The 14,072-nt window shown below is 61.4% G+C and carries 16 protein-coding genes; 14 read left to right on the forward strand and 2 right to left on the reverse strand.

What is annotated here, in order from left to right:
* Window positions 1-32 precede the first annotated feature (32 nt).
* The gene (locus tag HQ843_RS17165) at window positions 33-173 is read right to left on the reverse strand and encodes a hypothetical protein (protein ID WP_180897178.1); all 141 of its coding nucleotides are present in this window, start codon (window positions 171-173) and stop codon (window positions 33-35) included.
* On the opposite strand from HQ843_RS17165, the gene eno reads away from it, so the two are divergent.
* From eno to HQ843_RS17235, 14 genes are all read left to right on the forward strand, one after another.
* Entirely contained in the window at window positions 172-1,446 is a 1,275-nt protein-coding gene (gene eno / locus HQ843_RS17170) for a phosphopyruvate hydratase (protein WP_180897177.1), read from the forward strand. The two genes, HQ843_RS17165 and eno, sit on opposite strands and share 2 nt — an antisense overlap.
* 399 nt (window positions 1,447-1,845) lie before the next feature.
* Window positions 1,846-2,166, forward strand: coding sequence for an FtsB family cell division protein (locus tag HQ843_RS17175; protein WP_180897176.1), 321 nt, complete (start codon window positions 1,846-1,848; stop codon window positions 2,164-2,166).
* A 147-nt stretch (window positions 2,167-2,313) separates the two neighbouring features.
* On the forward strand, window positions 2,314-3,336 hold the full coding sequence (gene pdhA, locus HQ843_RS17180; RefSeq protein ID WP_180897175.1) for a pyruvate dehydrogenase (acetyl-transferring) E1 component subunit alpha: 1,023 nt from the start codon (window positions 2,314-2,316) through the stop codon (window positions 3,334-3,336).
* Window positions 3,337-3,352: 16 nt separating this feature from the next.
* On the forward strand, window positions 3,353-4,747 hold the full coding sequence (locus tag HQ843_RS17185; protein ID WP_180903259.1) for a pyruvate dehydrogenase complex E1 component subunit beta: 1,395 nt from the start codon (window positions 3,353-3,355) through the stop codon (window positions 4,745-4,747).
* A gap of 51 nt (window positions 4,748-4,798) precedes the next feature.
* A complete protein-coding gene (locus HQ843_RS17190) occupies window positions 4,799-6,163 on the forward strand; it encodes a pyruvate dehydrogenase complex dihydrolipoamide acetyltransferase (protein ID WP_371824622.1) in 1,365 nt (454 codons plus the stop codon).
* A gap of 10 nt (window positions 6,164-6,173) precedes the next feature.
* Complete coding sequence (locus tag HQ843_RS17195; protein WP_180897173.1) at window positions 6,174-6,812, forward strand: SGNH/GDSL hydrolase family protein; 639 nt, start codon at window positions 6,174-6,176, stop codon at window positions 6,810-6,812.
* A 78-nt stretch (window positions 6,813-6,890) separates the two neighbouring features.
* Entirely contained in the window at window positions 6,891-7,127 is a 237-nt protein-coding gene (locus HQ843_RS17200) for a YdcH family protein (protein WP_180897172.1), read from the forward strand.
* A 68-nt stretch (window positions 7,128-7,195) separates the two neighbouring features.
* Entirely contained in the window at window positions 7,196-8,641 is a 1,446-nt protein-coding gene (lpdA, locus tag HQ843_RS17205) for a dihydrolipoyl dehydrogenase (RefSeq protein ID WP_180897171.1), read from the forward strand.
* A gap of 73 nt (window positions 8,642-8,714) precedes the next feature.
* Window positions 8,715-8,966 (forward strand): GlsB/YeaQ/YmgE family stress response membrane protein, encoded by a 252-nt coding sequence (locus HQ843_RS17210; RefSeq protein WP_180897170.1) that lies wholly within the window; start codon window positions 8,715-8,717, stop codon window positions 8,964-8,966.
* 148 nt (window positions 8,967-9,114) lie between these two features.
* The gene (lipA, locus tag HQ843_RS17215; RefSeq protein ID WP_180897169.1) at window positions 9,115-10,089 is read left to right on the forward strand and encodes a lipoyl synthase; all 975 of its coding nucleotides are present in this window, start codon (window positions 9,115-9,117) and stop codon (window positions 10,087-10,089) included.
* Between the two features lie 55 nt (window positions 10,090-10,144).
* Window positions 10,145-10,522: a fluoride efflux transporter CrcB gene (gene crcB / locus HQ843_RS17220; protein ID WP_180902159.1), complete on the forward strand. Its 378-nt coding sequence runs from the start codon at window positions 10,145-10,147 to the stop codon at window positions 10,520-10,522.
* A 62-nt stretch (window positions 10,523-10,584) separates the two neighbouring features.
* On the forward strand, window positions 10,585-11,574 hold the full coding sequence (locus tag HQ843_RS17225) for an RluA family pseudouridine synthase (protein WP_180897168.1): 990 nt from the start codon (window positions 10,585-10,587) through the stop codon (window positions 11,572-11,574).
* A 1-nt stretch (window position 11,575) separates the two neighbouring features.
* Complete coding sequence (locus HQ843_RS17230) at window positions 11,576-12,241, forward strand: HAD-IA family hydrolase (RefSeq protein WP_180897167.1); 666 nt, start codon at window positions 11,576-11,578, stop codon at window positions 12,239-12,241.
* A complete protein-coding gene (locus HQ843_RS17235; protein ID WP_180897166.1) occupies window positions 12,238-12,987 on the forward strand; it encodes an ATP12 family chaperone protein in 750 nt (249 codons plus the stop codon). The genes HQ843_RS17230 and HQ843_RS17235 overlap by 4 nt, the downstream gene beginning before the upstream one ends.
* A 252-nt stretch (window positions 12,988-13,239) precedes the next feature.
* Here the strand turns inward: HQ843_RS17235 and fghA are convergent, their stop codons facing one another.
* Window positions 13,240-14,070 (reverse strand): S-formylglutathione hydrolase, encoded by an 831-nt coding sequence (gene fghA / locus HQ843_RS17240; protein WP_180897165.1) that lies wholly within the window; start codon window positions 14,068-14,070, stop codon window positions 13,240-13,242.
* Between the last annotated feature and the right edge of the window lie 2 nt (window positions 14,071-14,072).

The raw sequence follows: 14,072 nt of genomic DNA on the forward strand, positions 1-14,072 counted from the left end.
TTGCCCTGAAACCGCCAATAATTCTTCATTCGTCATAGTGTGGGCACAGGAACTGCATTATTCAGTGTTGCGACGATGCTGCCTTCCACCCAAGGGGGCGGCAGCATGGCGATGCCCCACCGCTGTGGCGTGGTCTCTTCAATTTTCATCAAGGTCGACAGGTAGACAGACATGACGACAATCACCGACATTCTCGCCCGTGAAATCCTCGACAGCCGTGGCAATCCCACGGTCGAGGTCGATGTGTATCTGGAAGACGGCACGATCGGCCGCGCGGCCGTTCCCTCCGGCGCTTCCACCGGCGCCCACGAGGCCGTGGAATTGCGCGATGGCGGCGAGCGCTATCTCGGCAAGGGCGTCGAAAAGGCGGTCGATGCCGTCAACAACGAAATTCTCGAGGCGATTGTCGGCCTCGACGCCGAGAACCAGATGGAAATCGATCAGACCATGATCGAGCTTGACGGCACTTCCAACAAGGGCCGCCTCGGCGCCAATGCCATTCTCGGCGTTTCGCTGGCAACCGCCAAGGCCGCCGCCACCGCCTGCGGCCTGCCGCTCTACCGCTATGTCGGCGGCGTGTTCGCCCATTCGCTGCCGGTTCCGATGATGAACATCATCAATGGCGGCGAGCATGCCGACAACCCGATCGATTTCCAGGAATTCATGATCATGCCGATCGGCGCCGACACGCTGCGCGATGCGGTGCGGATGGGTTCGGAAATCTTCCACACGCTGAAGAAAGAGCTTTCGGCCGGCGGCTACAACACCGCGATCGGCGATGAGGGCGGCTTCGCGCCGGCGCTCGACAGCACGACCTCGGCGCTCGATTTCGTCATGAAGTCGATCGAAAAGGCCGGCTACAGACCGGGCGACGACGTCTATCTCGCCATGGACGCCGCCTCGACCGAATTCTACAAGGACGGCAAATACGTCATGGAAGGCGAGGGCAAGACCTTCTCCTCCGGCGAAATGGCGGCCTACCTCGCCGATCTCATCGGCAAATACCCGATCTTCTCGATCGAGGACGGCCTTGCCGAGGACGACTGGGACGGCTGGAAGGAACTGACCGCGCTGATCGGCGACAAGTGCCAGCTCGTCGGCGACGACCTGTTCGTCACCAACACCAAGCGGCTGAAGGACGGCATCAAGATGGGCGTCGGCAATTCGCTGCTGGTCAAGGTCAACCAGATCGGCTCGCTCACCGAGACGCTCGACGCCGTCGAAACCGCCCACAAGGCCGGCTACACCAGCGTGATGTCGCATCGCTCCGGCGAGACGGAGGATGCCACCATCGCCGATCTCGCGGTCGCCACCAATTGCGGTCAGATCAAGACCGGCTCGCTGTCGCGCTCGGATCGTCTCGCCAAGTACAACCAGCTCATCCGCATCGAGGAAGAACTCGGCGCCCAGGCGGTTTATGCCGGCAAGTCGATCCTGAAGGGCTGATTTTTCCGCGAGCTCCAGGGGCCACCCGGGGCTTCAGGCAATAATCTCCCCCCTTGAGGGGGAGATGCCCCGACAGGGGCAGAGAGGGGTGAACCCTTTCCGAGAGCACGGGGTATGCGGCCCATGCCCGACACCCCTCTCTGTCGCTTTCGCGACATCTCCCCCTCAAGGGGGGAGATTGATGACGGCCAGTTCCTCGGGCGAAACTGATGTCGAACGAAGCTGAGACATCGTTTTGAGCAAGCACCTGGTTGCTGTTGAGCCGGGACTTGATTGCCGACGTCGGTTTCTGGCAGCAAGCCATAACTCACTTCATCACATCGTCCGCCGATTTAGCCTTGGTTAAGGTTCAAGCGCTACTGTGAAGCCATTGTTTTGCGTAGCCTTCCGGACAGCTTCATGTGGACCCGACATCATAAATCCCGGTTTTATGGACGCCTGGTCGTTCCAGCGATCACTGTCTGCTTCATGAGCTATTTCATCTTTCACTCGATCCATGGCGATTACGGCCTGATCGCCGGCGAGCGCTTCCAGGCCCACAAGGCGCTGAGCGAGCGAAAGCTGCAGAAGCTTGTGGTCGAGCGCGAGGCGATGGAGAAGCATGTGAAAATGCTCTCCGACGGCTCGCTGATGAAGGATGCGCTTGACGAGCAGGCGCGCTATGCGCTGAACCTGCTGAAACCGGACGAGATCGTCATTTTCGAGCGCCATCTCCAATAAACTTAAATCAAGTTAATTGTAGTTTTGATATTTTGTATCAATAACTTGGTGTGTCATACGTGATGCTAAATCTAGCATTGCCGTGCCGCAAAAAACCGCCTATTGTGACTGCCAATTCCACGTCTTTCCTTACTAAAGGAGGCCTTGATGGCGTCACAAGCGTCCGGCTCACGGAAAACATCAAAAAAACAGGACAGCCCGAAGATCGCGGAATTCGACCGCGAGCAGGAGCTGCACGCTCTTCGCGAGATGCTGATGATCCGCCGTTTCGAGGAAAAGGCCGGCCAGCTCTACGGCATGGGCTTCATCGGCGGTTTCTGTCACCTCTATATCGGTCAGGAAGCGGTCGTCGTCGGCATGCAGATGGCGCTGAAGGATGGCGATGAAATCATCACCAGCTATCGCGACCACGGCCATATGCTGGCAACCGGCATGGAAGCGCGCGGCGTGATGGCCGAGCTGACCGGCCGCCGCTCGGGTTATTCCAAGGGCAAGGGCGGCTCGATGCACATGTTTTCCAAGGAGAAGGCGTTTTACGGCGGTCACGGCATCGTCGGCGCGCAGGTGCCGCTGGGAACCGGTCTTGCCTTTGCCAATCGCTATCGCGAGGACGACAAGGTCGCCGTGGTCTATTACGGCGACGGCGCGGCCAATCAGGGTCAGGTCTATGAAAGCTTCAACATGGCCGAGCTGTGGAAGCTGCCGGTGGTCTATGTTGTCGAAAACAACCGCTATGCCATGGGCACCTCGGTCTCGCGCTCGTCGGCGGAAACCGATTTCTCCAAGCGCGGCGCTTCATTCAATATTCCCGGCAAGCAGGTCGACGGCATGGATGTCCGCGCCGTGAAGGCGGCTGCCGAAGAGGCGGAAAGCTTCGCGCGTGAGGGCAACGGTCCGTTCATTCTGGAAATGATGACCTATCGCTATCGCGGTCACTCGATGTCCGACCCCGCGAAATACCGCAGCAAGGACGAGGTCCAGAAGATGCGCGCCGAGCACGACCCGATCGAGCAGGTCAGGAAGCGGCTGCTGGACAAGGAATGGGCCACCGAGGACGAGTTGAAGGCGATCGACAAGGATGTGCGATCGATCATCTCCGACGCCGCCGATTTCGCCCAGACCGATCCGGAGCCGGATGCGTCCGAGCTCTACACCGACATCCTGCGTTAAGACGGGGAGGGATACCATGCCTACCAATATTCTCATGCCGGCACTCTCCCCGACGATGGAAGAGGGCAATCTGACGAAATGGCTCAAGAAGGAAGGCGACAGTGTCGCCGCCGGTGACGTGCTCGCCGAAATCGAGACCGACAAGGCGACGATGGAAGTCGAAGCCGTGGACGAAGGCACGATCGGTAAGATCCTGGTCGCCGAAGGCAGCGAGGGCGTGAAGGTCAACACCCCGATCGCTGTGCTGCTGGAAGAGGGCGAAAGCGCCGACGATATCGGCAAGGCGGAAGCCTCCGAACAGCCGAAACAGTCCGATAAGGCCCCCGAGGTCGAGCAGGAAGAAAAGCCGCAGGCTTCTCCCGAAAATGCGCCCGCTCAGCCGAAGGCGGTCGAGACGGCATCCGATCCGGATATTCCGGAAGGCACCGAAATGGTGTCGACCACGGTGCGCGAAGCGCTGCGCGATGCGATGGCCGAGGAAATGCGCGCCGATGGCGATGTCTTCGTCATGGGCGAGGAAGTCGCCGAATATCAAGGGGCCTACAAGATCACGCAGGGCCTGCTGCAGGAATTCGGCGCCAGGCGTGTGGTCGATACGCCGATCACCGAGCACGGCTTTACCGGCGTTGCCGTTGGCGCGGCGCTTGCCGGCCTGAAGCCGATCGTCGAGTTCATGACCTTCAATTTCGCCATGCAGGCGATGGACCAGATCATCAACTCCGCCGCCAAGACGCACTATATGTCCGGCGGCCAGATGGAGAGTTCCATCGTGTTCCGCGGCCCCAACGGCGCCGCCGCCCGCGTGGCCGCCCAGCACTCGCAGTGCTACGCCTCGTGGTACAGCCATATTCCCGGTCTCAAGGTCGTCATGCCCTATACCGCCGCTGACGCCAAGGGTCTCCTGAAGGCGGCGATCCGCGATCCCAATCCGGTGATCTTCCTCGAGAACGAAATCCTCTACGGTCACAAGTTCGACGTGCCGAAAATGGATGATTTCGTTCTGCCGATCGGCAAGGCCCGCATCCACAAGGTCGGTAAGGACGCGACCATCGTTTCCTTCGGCATCGGCATGACCTATGCGATCGAAGCGGCGGCGAAGCTCGCCGAGGACGGCATCGATGTCGAGATCATCGACCTGCGCACCATCCGCCCGATGGACCTTCCGACCGTCATCGAATCGGTCAAGAAGACCGGTCGTCTGGTAACGGTCGAGGAGGGCTTCCCGCAGTCCTCCGTCGGTACCGAGATCGCGACCCGCGTCATGCAGCAGGCCTTCGATTATCTCGACGCGCCGATCATGACGATCGCCGGCAAGGATGTTCCGATGCCCTACGCCGCCAACCTCGAAAAGCTCGCTTTGCCGAATGTTGGCGAAGTCATCGATGCCGTCAAGGCCGTCTGCTACAAGTAAGGGAGCGTCAAGATGCCCATCAAGATTACGATGCCGGCGCTTTCGCCGACCATGGAAGAGGGCAATCTTTCCAAGTGGCTGGTCAAGGAAGGCGACAGCGTTTCGGCCGGCGATGTGATTGCCGAGATCGAAACCGACAAGGCGACGATGGAGGTCGAAGCCGTCGATGAAGGCACCGTCGCCAGGCTCGTCGTGCCCGCCGGCACGGAAGGCGTGGCGGTCAATGCCCTGATCGCGGTTCTGGCCGAGGATGGCGAGGATGTCGCCGAGGCTGCCAAGGCGGCTGAAGGCGGCGCAGCGCCTGCCAAGGCGGAAAAGCCGAAGGACGACAAGCCGAAAGAGCCCGCAAAGGAAGAGGCCAAGGCCGAAAAATCGTCCTCCGACGAAACTGCGGAAGAAATTACCAAGGGCGGAATTCCGTCTTCCGACACGCCGGTTCCCGAACCCAAGGCCCCGGCAGCTCCCAAGGCCGATGGCGAGCGCATTTTCGCTTCGCCGCTGGCGCGTCGTCTGGCGAAGGAAGCCGGTCTCGACCTGACGGCGCTGTCCGGTTCCGGCCCGCATGGCCGGATCGTCAAGCGCGATATCGAGAAGGCCGAGAGCGAGGGCGTCGGCAAGGTTGCTGCCAGGCCGGAAGCCGCGAAGGAAGAAGCGGCCGCCGCCCCGATGGCGAAGGCAACCTCCGAAGAAGCGGTTCTCAAGCTGTTCGAGGAAGGCTCCTACGAACTGGTGCCGCATGACGGCATGCGCAAGACGATCGCGAAACGTCTGGTCGAGTCCAAGCAGACCGTGCCGCATTTCTATGTGACGGTCGATTGCGAGCTCGATGCACTGCTGGCGCTCAGGAGCCAGCTCAACAAGTCGGCCCCCGTCAGGGACGACAAGCCGGCCTACAAGCTTTCGGTCAACGACATGATCATCAAGGCGATGGCGCTCTCGCTGCGCGACGTGCCCACCGCCAATGTCTCCTGGACGGAGAGCAACATGGTCGTCCACAAGCATGTCGATGTCGGCGTTGCCGTCTCGATCCCGGGCGGGCTGATCACCCCGATCGTGCGCCGGGCGGAGGAAAAGCCGCTTTCGGTCATCTCCAACGAGATGAAGGATCTGGGCAAACGCGCGCGCGACAAGAAGCTGAAGCCCGCCGAATATCAGGGCGGAACGACGGCGGTTTCGAACATGGGCATGATGGGCGTCAAGGATTTCGCCGCCGTCATCAACCCGCCGCATGCCTCGATCCTGGCGATCGGCGCCGGCGAGAAGCGCGCCGTGGTCAAGAACGACGAACTGGCGATCGCAACCGTGATGTCGGTCACGCTTTCGACCGACCATCGCTGCGTCGACGGGGCGCTTGCGGCCCAGGTTCTGGCCGCGTTCAAGGGCTATATCGAAAACCCGATGTCGATGCTGGTCTGAGGGCGAACCGATGAAGTCTGTTCTCTGCTACGGCGATTCGCTGACATTCGGCCATGATCCGAGCGGTCAGGGCCGTCACGCGCATGAGGACCGCTGGCCGATGGTGCTGCAAAAGGCTCTGGGGGAGGGCGTCCATGTTCTCCCCGAGGCGCTTGGCGGCCGCACCACGGCCTTTGACGATCATACGGCGGCGGCGGACCGCAACGGCGCGCGGATATTGCCGACGCTGCTTGGCAGCCACACGCCGCTCGATCTGATCATCATCATGCTCGGCACCAACGATCTGAAGCCGTGGACCGGGGGCGGCGCGTTTGCCGCGCGAAACGGCATGAAGCGCCTGATCGAGATCGTGCGTTCGCATCCCTATCCCTTCGACCATACGGCGCCGGACATTCTCGTGGTCTCGCCGCCACATGCCGTGCCGACCGCAAACGATACCGGCATGGGGTTTCTGCAGGGTCTCGTCGAACAGTCGCAGATGCTCTCGACCTTCTACAGCGAGCTTGCCGACGAACTCGGCTGCGGTTTCTACGATGCCGCATCGGTCGCGAGCGCAAGCCCTGTGGACGGCGTCCATCTCGATGCCGGGAATACCCGGGCGATCGGCCGCGGCATCGAGCCGATCGTGCGAATGATGCTCGGACATTGAATTTTTTTTGATCAACATCAAGGAGTGAAGACGAAGCGCGGCTAGGCTGGGTATCAACGACAATCAGAGGAGATACCCATGTCGAACACGCCGCACGAACTGGCCGAGGAATTCCCCGAATTCACCGCCCGAATTCACGAATTGAAGGTCGAGGATGCGCATTTTGCAAAGCTCTTCGACGAATATCACGATGTGAACCGCGCGATCCATCGCGCGGAGGAAAACATCGAACCGACCGATGACGCGCATATGGAAGAAATGCGCAAGCGCCGGATGGTTCTGAAGGACGAAATCTACGGGATGCTGAAACAATAGCTGCGGCGGCATCCCTCAAGCGGGCCGGGCGGCTTTCGCCCGGCTCCCCTTAAAGGAGATGTACACCCGTGTCTGAGACCTACGATGTCCTCATCATCGGCGCCGGTCCCGGTGGCTATATCGCCGCCATCCGCGCCGCACAGCTTGGCCTGAAGACCGCCGTCGTCGAGCGCGAACACATGGCCGGCATCTGCTCCAACTGGGGCTGCATCCCGACCAAGGCGCTGCTCAGATCCGCGGAAGTCCTCGATCTCGCCCAGCACGCCAAGGAATACGGACTTTCGATCGAAGGCCAGGTCAAGGCCGACCTCGACGCCATCGTCAAGCGCTCGCGCGGCATTGCCGAGCGGATGAATGCCGGCGTCATCTATCTGATGAAGAAGAACAAGGTCGACATCATCTGGGGCGAGGCGACGCTGTCGAAGCCCGGCGAGGTGACCGTCTCCGAGGTAAAGAAGAAGATCGTTGAGCCGCAGGCGCCGACGCCGAAGGGCGCCAAGGGGCCAGGCGTCTATGCCGCAAAACATATAATTGTCGCGACCGGCGCCCGTCCGCGCGCGCTTCCCGGCATAGAGCCGGACGGCAAGCTGATCTGGACCTATTTCGATGCGCTGAAGCCGGCGAAACTGCCGAAATCGCTGCTGGTGATGGGATCGGGCGCGATCGGCATCGAATTCGCGTCGTTCTACCGTTCGCTCGGCGTCGAGGTGACGGTGGTCGAGGTGATGAAGCAGGTGATGCCGGTCGAAGACAATGAAATCGCCCAGTTCGCCCAGAAACGGCTCGAAAAACGCGGCATCAAGATCATGCTGGAGGCCAAGGTCGCCAAGGTCGAGAAGGCGAGCGATTCGGTCACCGCCCATGTCGAGACCAGGGACGGCAAGGTCGAGAAGATCACCGCCGACCGGATGATCTCGGCCGTCGGCGTTCAGGGCAATATCGAGAATATCGGGCTGGAAAAGCTCGGCATCAAGACCGATCGCGGCTGCATTGTCATCGATGATTACTGCAAGACCAATGTCGAGGGCATCTATGCGATCGGCGATGTCGCCGGTCCGCCGATGCTCGCTCACAAGGCCGAGCATGAGGCTGTCATCTGCGTCGAAAAGATCGCGGGTGAGAAGAACGTCCATCCGCTCGACAAGCGCAAGGTTCCCGGCTGCACCTACTGCAATCCGCAGGTCGCCTCCGTCGGCCTCACCGAGGCCAGGGCGAAAGAAGCCGGTCATGACGTCCGCGTCGGCCGCTTCAGCTTCGCGGCCAATGGCAAGGCGGTCGCGCTCGGCGAGGATCAGGGCTTGGTCAAGACCGTGTTCGACAAGAAGACGGGCGAATTGCTCGGCGCCCATATGGTCGGCGCGGAAGTGACCGAACTGATCGAGGGATTCGTTGTCGCCATGAATCTGGAGACCACGGAGGAAGAGTTGATGCATACGATCTTCCCGCATCCGACCCTTTCCGAAACGATGAAGGAAAGCGTGCTCGACGCATATGGCCGTGTACTTAATGCATGATTCCTCTATGCTGGCGACTGCGGGAACGAGAGGACCTGCGTTGACGTCTAGCAAAAAAAGGGAGACGCATTCTATGGACGAACAAGGTGTAGGCTGGATTGCCGCCATCATCATCGGCGGTATCGCCGGATGGCTGGCCGAGAAGTTCATGAAGTCCGATCTGGGCATCCTCATGAACATCATCCTCGGCATTGTCGGCGCCATTGTAGCTAACGCGATTCTGGGCGTATTCGGCATTGCCCTTGGCGGCTGGCTTGGCTATCTGATCGCCGGTTTCATCGGCGCGGTAATACTGATTTTTGTCGGACGTCTGATCCGGCGCTGAAGCAATTCGCAGTCAGGCGGGATCGTCTGGCGCCCGCGAAAATGCGACGAGAAAAGGATGGATCGGATCTGCGAAAGGCGGATCCGATCCGGTAAGAAAACGAAGCCGACCGGGCCGGTGAGGCCCGGCGGCGCGCAAGGATGAGTTGATGGTTACGCTTCTCGACATGACCGGCGACGCACCGAAGCGGGTGCGCCATCCCGAAAAGGCCCACAAGCCCGATACCGAAGTGCTGCGCAAGCCGGACTGGATCCGCGTCAAGGCGCCGGTTTCGCGCGGTTATCAGGAAACCCGCGGCATCGTGAAGGACAACAAGCTGGTCACGGTCTGCGAGGAGGCCGGTTGTCCGAATATCGGCGAGTGCTGGGAAAAGAAGCATGCCTCGTTCATGATCATGGGTGAGATCTGCACCCGCGCCTGCGCCTTCTGCAACGTGTCGACCGGAAAACCGGGCGCGCTCGATCCGAACGAGCCGGAAAATATCGGCAAGGCCGTCAGCCAGATGGGGCTGATGCATGTCGTCATCACCTCCGTCGACCGCGACGATCTGGCCGATGGCGGCGCGGAGCATTTCGAGAAGGTGATCCACGCCATTCGCGCGGCTTCGCCCGCAACCACGATCGAGGTGCTGACGCCCGATTTCCTGCGCAAGCCCGGCGCGCTGGAGCGCGTGGTGGCCGCAAGGCCCGATGTCTTCAACCATAATCTCGAAACCGTGCCATCGAAATATCTGACGGTGCGCCCCGGCGCGCGCTATTTCCATTCGATCCGGCTTTTGCAGCGGGTCAAGGAACTTGATCCGAACATGTTCACCAAGTCCGGCATCATGGTCGGCTTTGGCGAGGAGCGCAACGAAGTGCTCCAGCTCATGGATGACCTCAGGACCGCCGACGTCGATTTCCTGACCATCGGCCAGTACCTGCAGCCGACCCGCAAGCATCACCGCGTGGTGAATTTCGTCACCCCCGACGAGTTCAAGTCCTACGAGACGGTCGCCTATACCAAGGGCTTCCTGATGGTGTCGGCAAGCCCGCTGACGCGCTCGTCCCATCACGCCGGCGAGGACTTCGCCCGTCTTCGCGAAAATCGTGCAAAGAAGCTTGCCATGGTCGCGGCGGAGTAACCCGGGCTTTCATCCTTCCCTTCGGCAATAATGGAGAGGGTCTTTGCCAATCTTCCTGCAACACGCACTTATCGTCGCCGCCGGCGGCGCGCTAGGCTCCGTCGGGCGTCATTTCGTCGGCGTTGTGGCAACGCGCATGGGGGCGGTCAATTTCCCCTGGGGGACGCTTGCCGTCAATATCATCGGTTCGCTGCTCATCGGATTGCTGGTGGAAGCAGTGGCGCGGGTTCTGAACGAGTCCGCCGAGGCGCGGATGTTCATCGTGATCGGCTTTCTGGGCGGCTTTACCACCTTCTCGTCGTTCTCGCTCGACGCCATGAACATGATCGAGCGCGGCGACGTCGTTCCGGCCGTTGCCTATGTCATCGGCAGCGTGGTGGTGGCGCTTGGGGCGGTCTGGGCGGGGCTTGCTATCGGACGGATGATATTTTAGCCCGTTTCAATCCGGTCGTTCATGCGATAGAAGCCGTTGCTTGAGAACAAGGGTCGTATCGAATGGCAGGCATTGAACATATCAAGGTGGATCACGACGAGGCGGGCATGCGGCTCGACCGGTGGTTCAAGCAGCATTATCCGGGCCTCGGCTTCGGCGCGCTGCAAAAGCTCCTGCGCTCCGGCCAGATACGCGTCGATGGCGGCCGGGTGAAAAGCGATACGCGGGTCGAGCCCGGTCAGACCGTGCGCGTGCCGCCGATGAATGTCGACCCCAGGAAATCCGGCCCGATACCGGGCAGGGATCTGAAGCATTCACCGGATGGCGAACTGCTGTCGCGCATGCTGCTGCATGAGGACGAGCGGATATTCGTGCTCAACAAGCCCGCCGGCCTCGCCGTGCAGGGCGGTTCCGGGGTCGTGCGCCATATCGACAAGATGCTGGAAGCCTGGACCAACAAGAAGGGCGAGAAGCCGCGTCTCGTGCACCGCCTCGATCGTGATACTTCCGGCGTTCTGGTGATCGCCCGCTCGCGCCGCGCCGCGCAGTCGCTGACGGAGGCCTTTCGCCACCGCACCACCAAGAAGACCTACTGGTCGCTGGTCAAGGGCGTGCCCCGCCAGCGCGAGGACAAGATATCGACCTGGCTGGTCAAGGAACAGACGCCCGATGGCGACCGGATGCGGATCGCAAAGCACGGCGAAGCGGACGCCGACCACGCGGTTTCCTATTACCGGGTTGTCGACACTGCCGCCAACACGCTGGCCTGGCTGGAAATGGAGCCCTATACCGGACGCACCCATCAGTTGCGCGTTCACGCCCACCATATCGGACACCCGATCATCGGCGATCCGAAATATTTCGATGACGATCCCAACTGGGAATTTCCGGGCGGCGTCCAGAAGCGGCTGCACCTCCATGCCCGCCACATCGATGTTCCCCATCCCGATGGCGGACGCCTGCGGGTAACCGCGCCGCTGCCGGCGCATATGGTGCAAAGCTGGAACCTGCTCGGCTTCGACGCCGACCGTGTGGATCTCGACAAGGAATGACATGAGACTTGTATTGTTCGATTGCGATGGCACGCTGGTGGATACGATCGCCATCATTCAGGAATCGATGGCGCGCACCTTCACCCGTTACGGGTACCCGGTCCCGGCCATCGAGAAGACCCGCGCGACTGTCGGACTGACGCTCGACGTTTCGATTTCGCTGTTGCTCGGTCGTGAGGCGATCGATGACGAATGCCGCGAGATGATGGCCTATTACCGCTCGCTGTTCGCCGACGTGCGCGCCGATCCTGCCATGCAGGAGCGGCTGTTCGAGGGGATCGCGCCGATGCTGGAGCACCTTTTCCTGCAGGACGGTATCCTGATCGGGGCGGTGACCGGAAAGTCGCGGCGCGGGCTCGATCACATGCTCGATCTTCATGGCTATGCCCGCAAATTCGTGGTCTCGCGCACCGCCGATGACTGCCCGTCCAAGCCGCATCCGGCGATGGTGCTGGAATGCTGCGTCGAGACCGGCGTCGATCCGGCCGAAACCTTGGTGATCGGCGATTCCGTCTACGACATGCAGATGTCCCGCTCCGCAGGCGCCGATGCGATCGGCGTGTCGTGGGGCTATGGCGCAACTGCCGACCTTACGACCGCGGGCGCCTCCGCGATCGCGGAAAACCCCGAGGATATCCTGAAACTCGTGTTGAAGACCGTCCAATGACCGAGACCGATCCGATCCGCCGCTCGCAGGAACTGATGCGCGCCGAACTGCCGAAAAAATTCTATCAGAACGCCACCGTTGCACAGGATGGCGAGGGGGTTGCGGTCAAGCTCGATGGCCGCGGCGTCAAGACGCCCGGACGCAAACCGCTGGTCCTGCCCACGGCGGCCGCCGCCGAGATGGTGCGCGCCGAATGGCAGGCGCAGGAGAAGGTCATCGATCCGGCGAAAATGCCGGTCACCCGGCTTGCCAACACCGTGATCGACGGCGTGACACAGAATGCCGATGCCGTGTTCGAGGAAATCATCGCCCATGCCGGCAACGACATGCTGTTTTATCGCGCCGAGAGCCCCGAAGAACTCGTTGCGCGGCAGGCCGCGCGCTGGGACCCGGTTCTCGACTGGGCGGCGGAGGAATTCGGTGCGCGTTTCGTGCTCGTGGAAGGGATTATGTTTTCCGAGCAACCGTCTGAGAGCATTACTGCTTTCATGGTTGAGTTAGACCGGCATCGCCCCCCCTTCGCGCTCGGAAGCCTGCACGTCATGACCACGCTTACCGGCTCTGCGCTGGCGACGCTCGCGCTCGCGCGCGGCCGGCTGACGCTTGACGAGGCCTGGGCGCTTGCCAATCTGGAAGAAGACTGGACCATCGAGCATTGGGGCGAGGACGCAGAAGCCGCCGCCCGGCGCGCGAAGCGGTTCGAGGACATGAAGGCCGCGCACGACCTGTTTATGGCGCTGGGGTAGCGATGGGACAGCTCTGTGGTGGTACGCAGCGTCTCAACCCGCCCCCATAATCTCTCCCCTTGAGGGAGAGATGCCCCGACAGGGGCAGAGAGGGGTGAACCCTTTCCGAGAGCACGGAGCTCGCGGCTTATGCCCTTTACCCCTCTCTGTCGCTTTCGCGACATCTCCCCCTCAAGGGGGGAGATTGATGGCGGCAAGGCCCCAGTACACATCGGGGCCAGATGCCCGGCCCACGGTTTCAGCGGTTCCCTGTCACACCCGTTCGCCATGCCAGCGCAAATGATCGTCCATGAAGGTCGAGATGAAGTAGTAGGAGTGGTCGTAGCGCTCGTGCATTCTGAGGGTAAGGTCGATATCGGTGCCCTTGACCGCGTCCTCGAACAGCCACGGCTTCAGCCCGTCCTCCAGAAAATTGTCGGCCTTGCCCTGGTCGATCAGGAATGCCGGAAAGCGGGCGCCGTCCTCCACCAGCGCGCAGGCATCGTGCTTGCGCCACACGGTCTGGTCCGGCCCCAGATATTTCGTGAACGCGCCCTGCGCCCAGGCCGATGTCGATGGCGAGACGATCGGCGCGAAGGCGGAGCAGCTCCTGTAGCGCCCGGGATTTTTAAGCGCCAGCGTCATCGCGCCATGGCCGCCCATGGAATGGCCGAAAATGCCCTGGCGATCCATATCGACCCGGAAACTCTTCGCGATCAACGCCGGCAGTTCCCCGGTGATGTAGCTTTCCATCTGATAGTTTCTTGACCACGGCTCCTCGGTGGCGTCGACATAGAAGCCTGCGCCCTTGCCGATCTGCCAGTCCGTCAGCGCGTCGGGGACATCCGCCCCGCGCGGGCTGGTGTCCGGGCAGACGATGATCAGGCCGAGTTCGGCGGCCATGCGCCGGTACTCGCCCTTTTCCATGACATTGGCATGGGTGCAGGTAAGGCCGGAGAGGTACCACAGCACAGGGCAGGGCCGTTCGACGGCCTGGGGCGGCAGGAAGACGGCGAAGGTCATCTCCGTGCCGCAGACCTCGGATTCGTGCGAGAAGACGCCCTGCATGCCGCCAAAGGCGGCGTTTTCGGAAATAATGTTCATTG

The sequence above is a fragment of the Martelella sp. NC20 genome (genome assembly GCF_013459645.1).
Taxonomy (GTDB): domain Bacteria; phylum Pseudomonadota; class Alphaproteobacteria; order Rhizobiales; family Rhizobiaceae; genus Martelella.

Bases quoted from the DNA above. Each gene is read 5' to 3' on its own strand.
- HQ843_RS17210 (WP_180897170.1), top strand. From the start codon at position 8,715: ATGGACGAACAAGGTGTAGGCTGGATTGCCGCCATCATCATCGGCGGT.
- eno (WP_180897177.1), top strand. From the start codon at position 172: ATGACGACAATCACCGACATTCTCGCCCGTGAAATCCTCGACAGCCGT.
- HQ843_RS17200 (WP_180897172.1), top strand. From the start codon at position 6,891: ATGTCGAACACGCCGCACGAACTGGCCGAGGAATTCCCCGAATTCACC.
- pdhA (WP_180897175.1), top strand. From the start codon at position 2,314: ATGGCGTCACAAGCGTCCGGCTCACGGAAAACATCAAAAAAACAGGAC.
- HQ843_RS17185 (WP_180903259.1), top strand. From the start codon at position 3,353: ATGCCTACCAATATTCTCATGCCGGCACTCTCCCCGACGATGGAAGAG.
- HQ843_RS17230 (WP_180897167.1), top strand. From the start codon at position 11,576: ATGAGACTTGTATTGTTCGATTGCGATGGCACGCTGGTGGATACGATC.
- fghA (WP_180897165.1), bottom strand. From the start codon at position 14,070: ATGAACATTATTTCCGAAAACGCCGCCTTTGGCGGCATGCAGGGCGTC.
- HQ843_RS17175 (WP_180897176.1), top strand. From the start codon at position 1,846: ATGTGGACCCGACATCATAAATCCCGGTTTTATGGACGCCTGGTCGTT.
- HQ843_RS17235 (WP_180897166.1), top strand. From the start codon at position 12,238: ATGACCGAGACCGATCCGATCCGCCGCTCGCAGGAACTGATGCGCGCC.
- HQ843_RS17195 (WP_180897173.1), top strand. From the start codon at position 6,174: ATGAAGTCTGTTCTCTGCTACGGCGATTCGCTGACATTCGGCCATGAT.
- HQ843_RS17165 (WP_180897178.1), bottom strand. From the start codon at position 173: ATGTCTGTCTACCTGTCGACCTTGATGAAAATTGAAGAGACCACGCCA.
- HQ843_RS17190 (WP_371824622.1), top strand. From the start codon at position 4,799: ATGGAAGAGGGCAATCTTTCCAAGTGGCTGGTCAAGGAAGGCGACAGC.
- HQ843_RS17225 (WP_180897168.1), top strand. From the start codon at position 10,585: ATGGCAGGCATTGAACATATCAAGGTGGATCACGACGAGGCGGGCATG.
- lipA (WP_180897169.1), top strand. From the start codon at position 9,115: ATGGTTACGCTTCTCGACATGACCGGCGACGCACCGAAGCGGGTGCGC.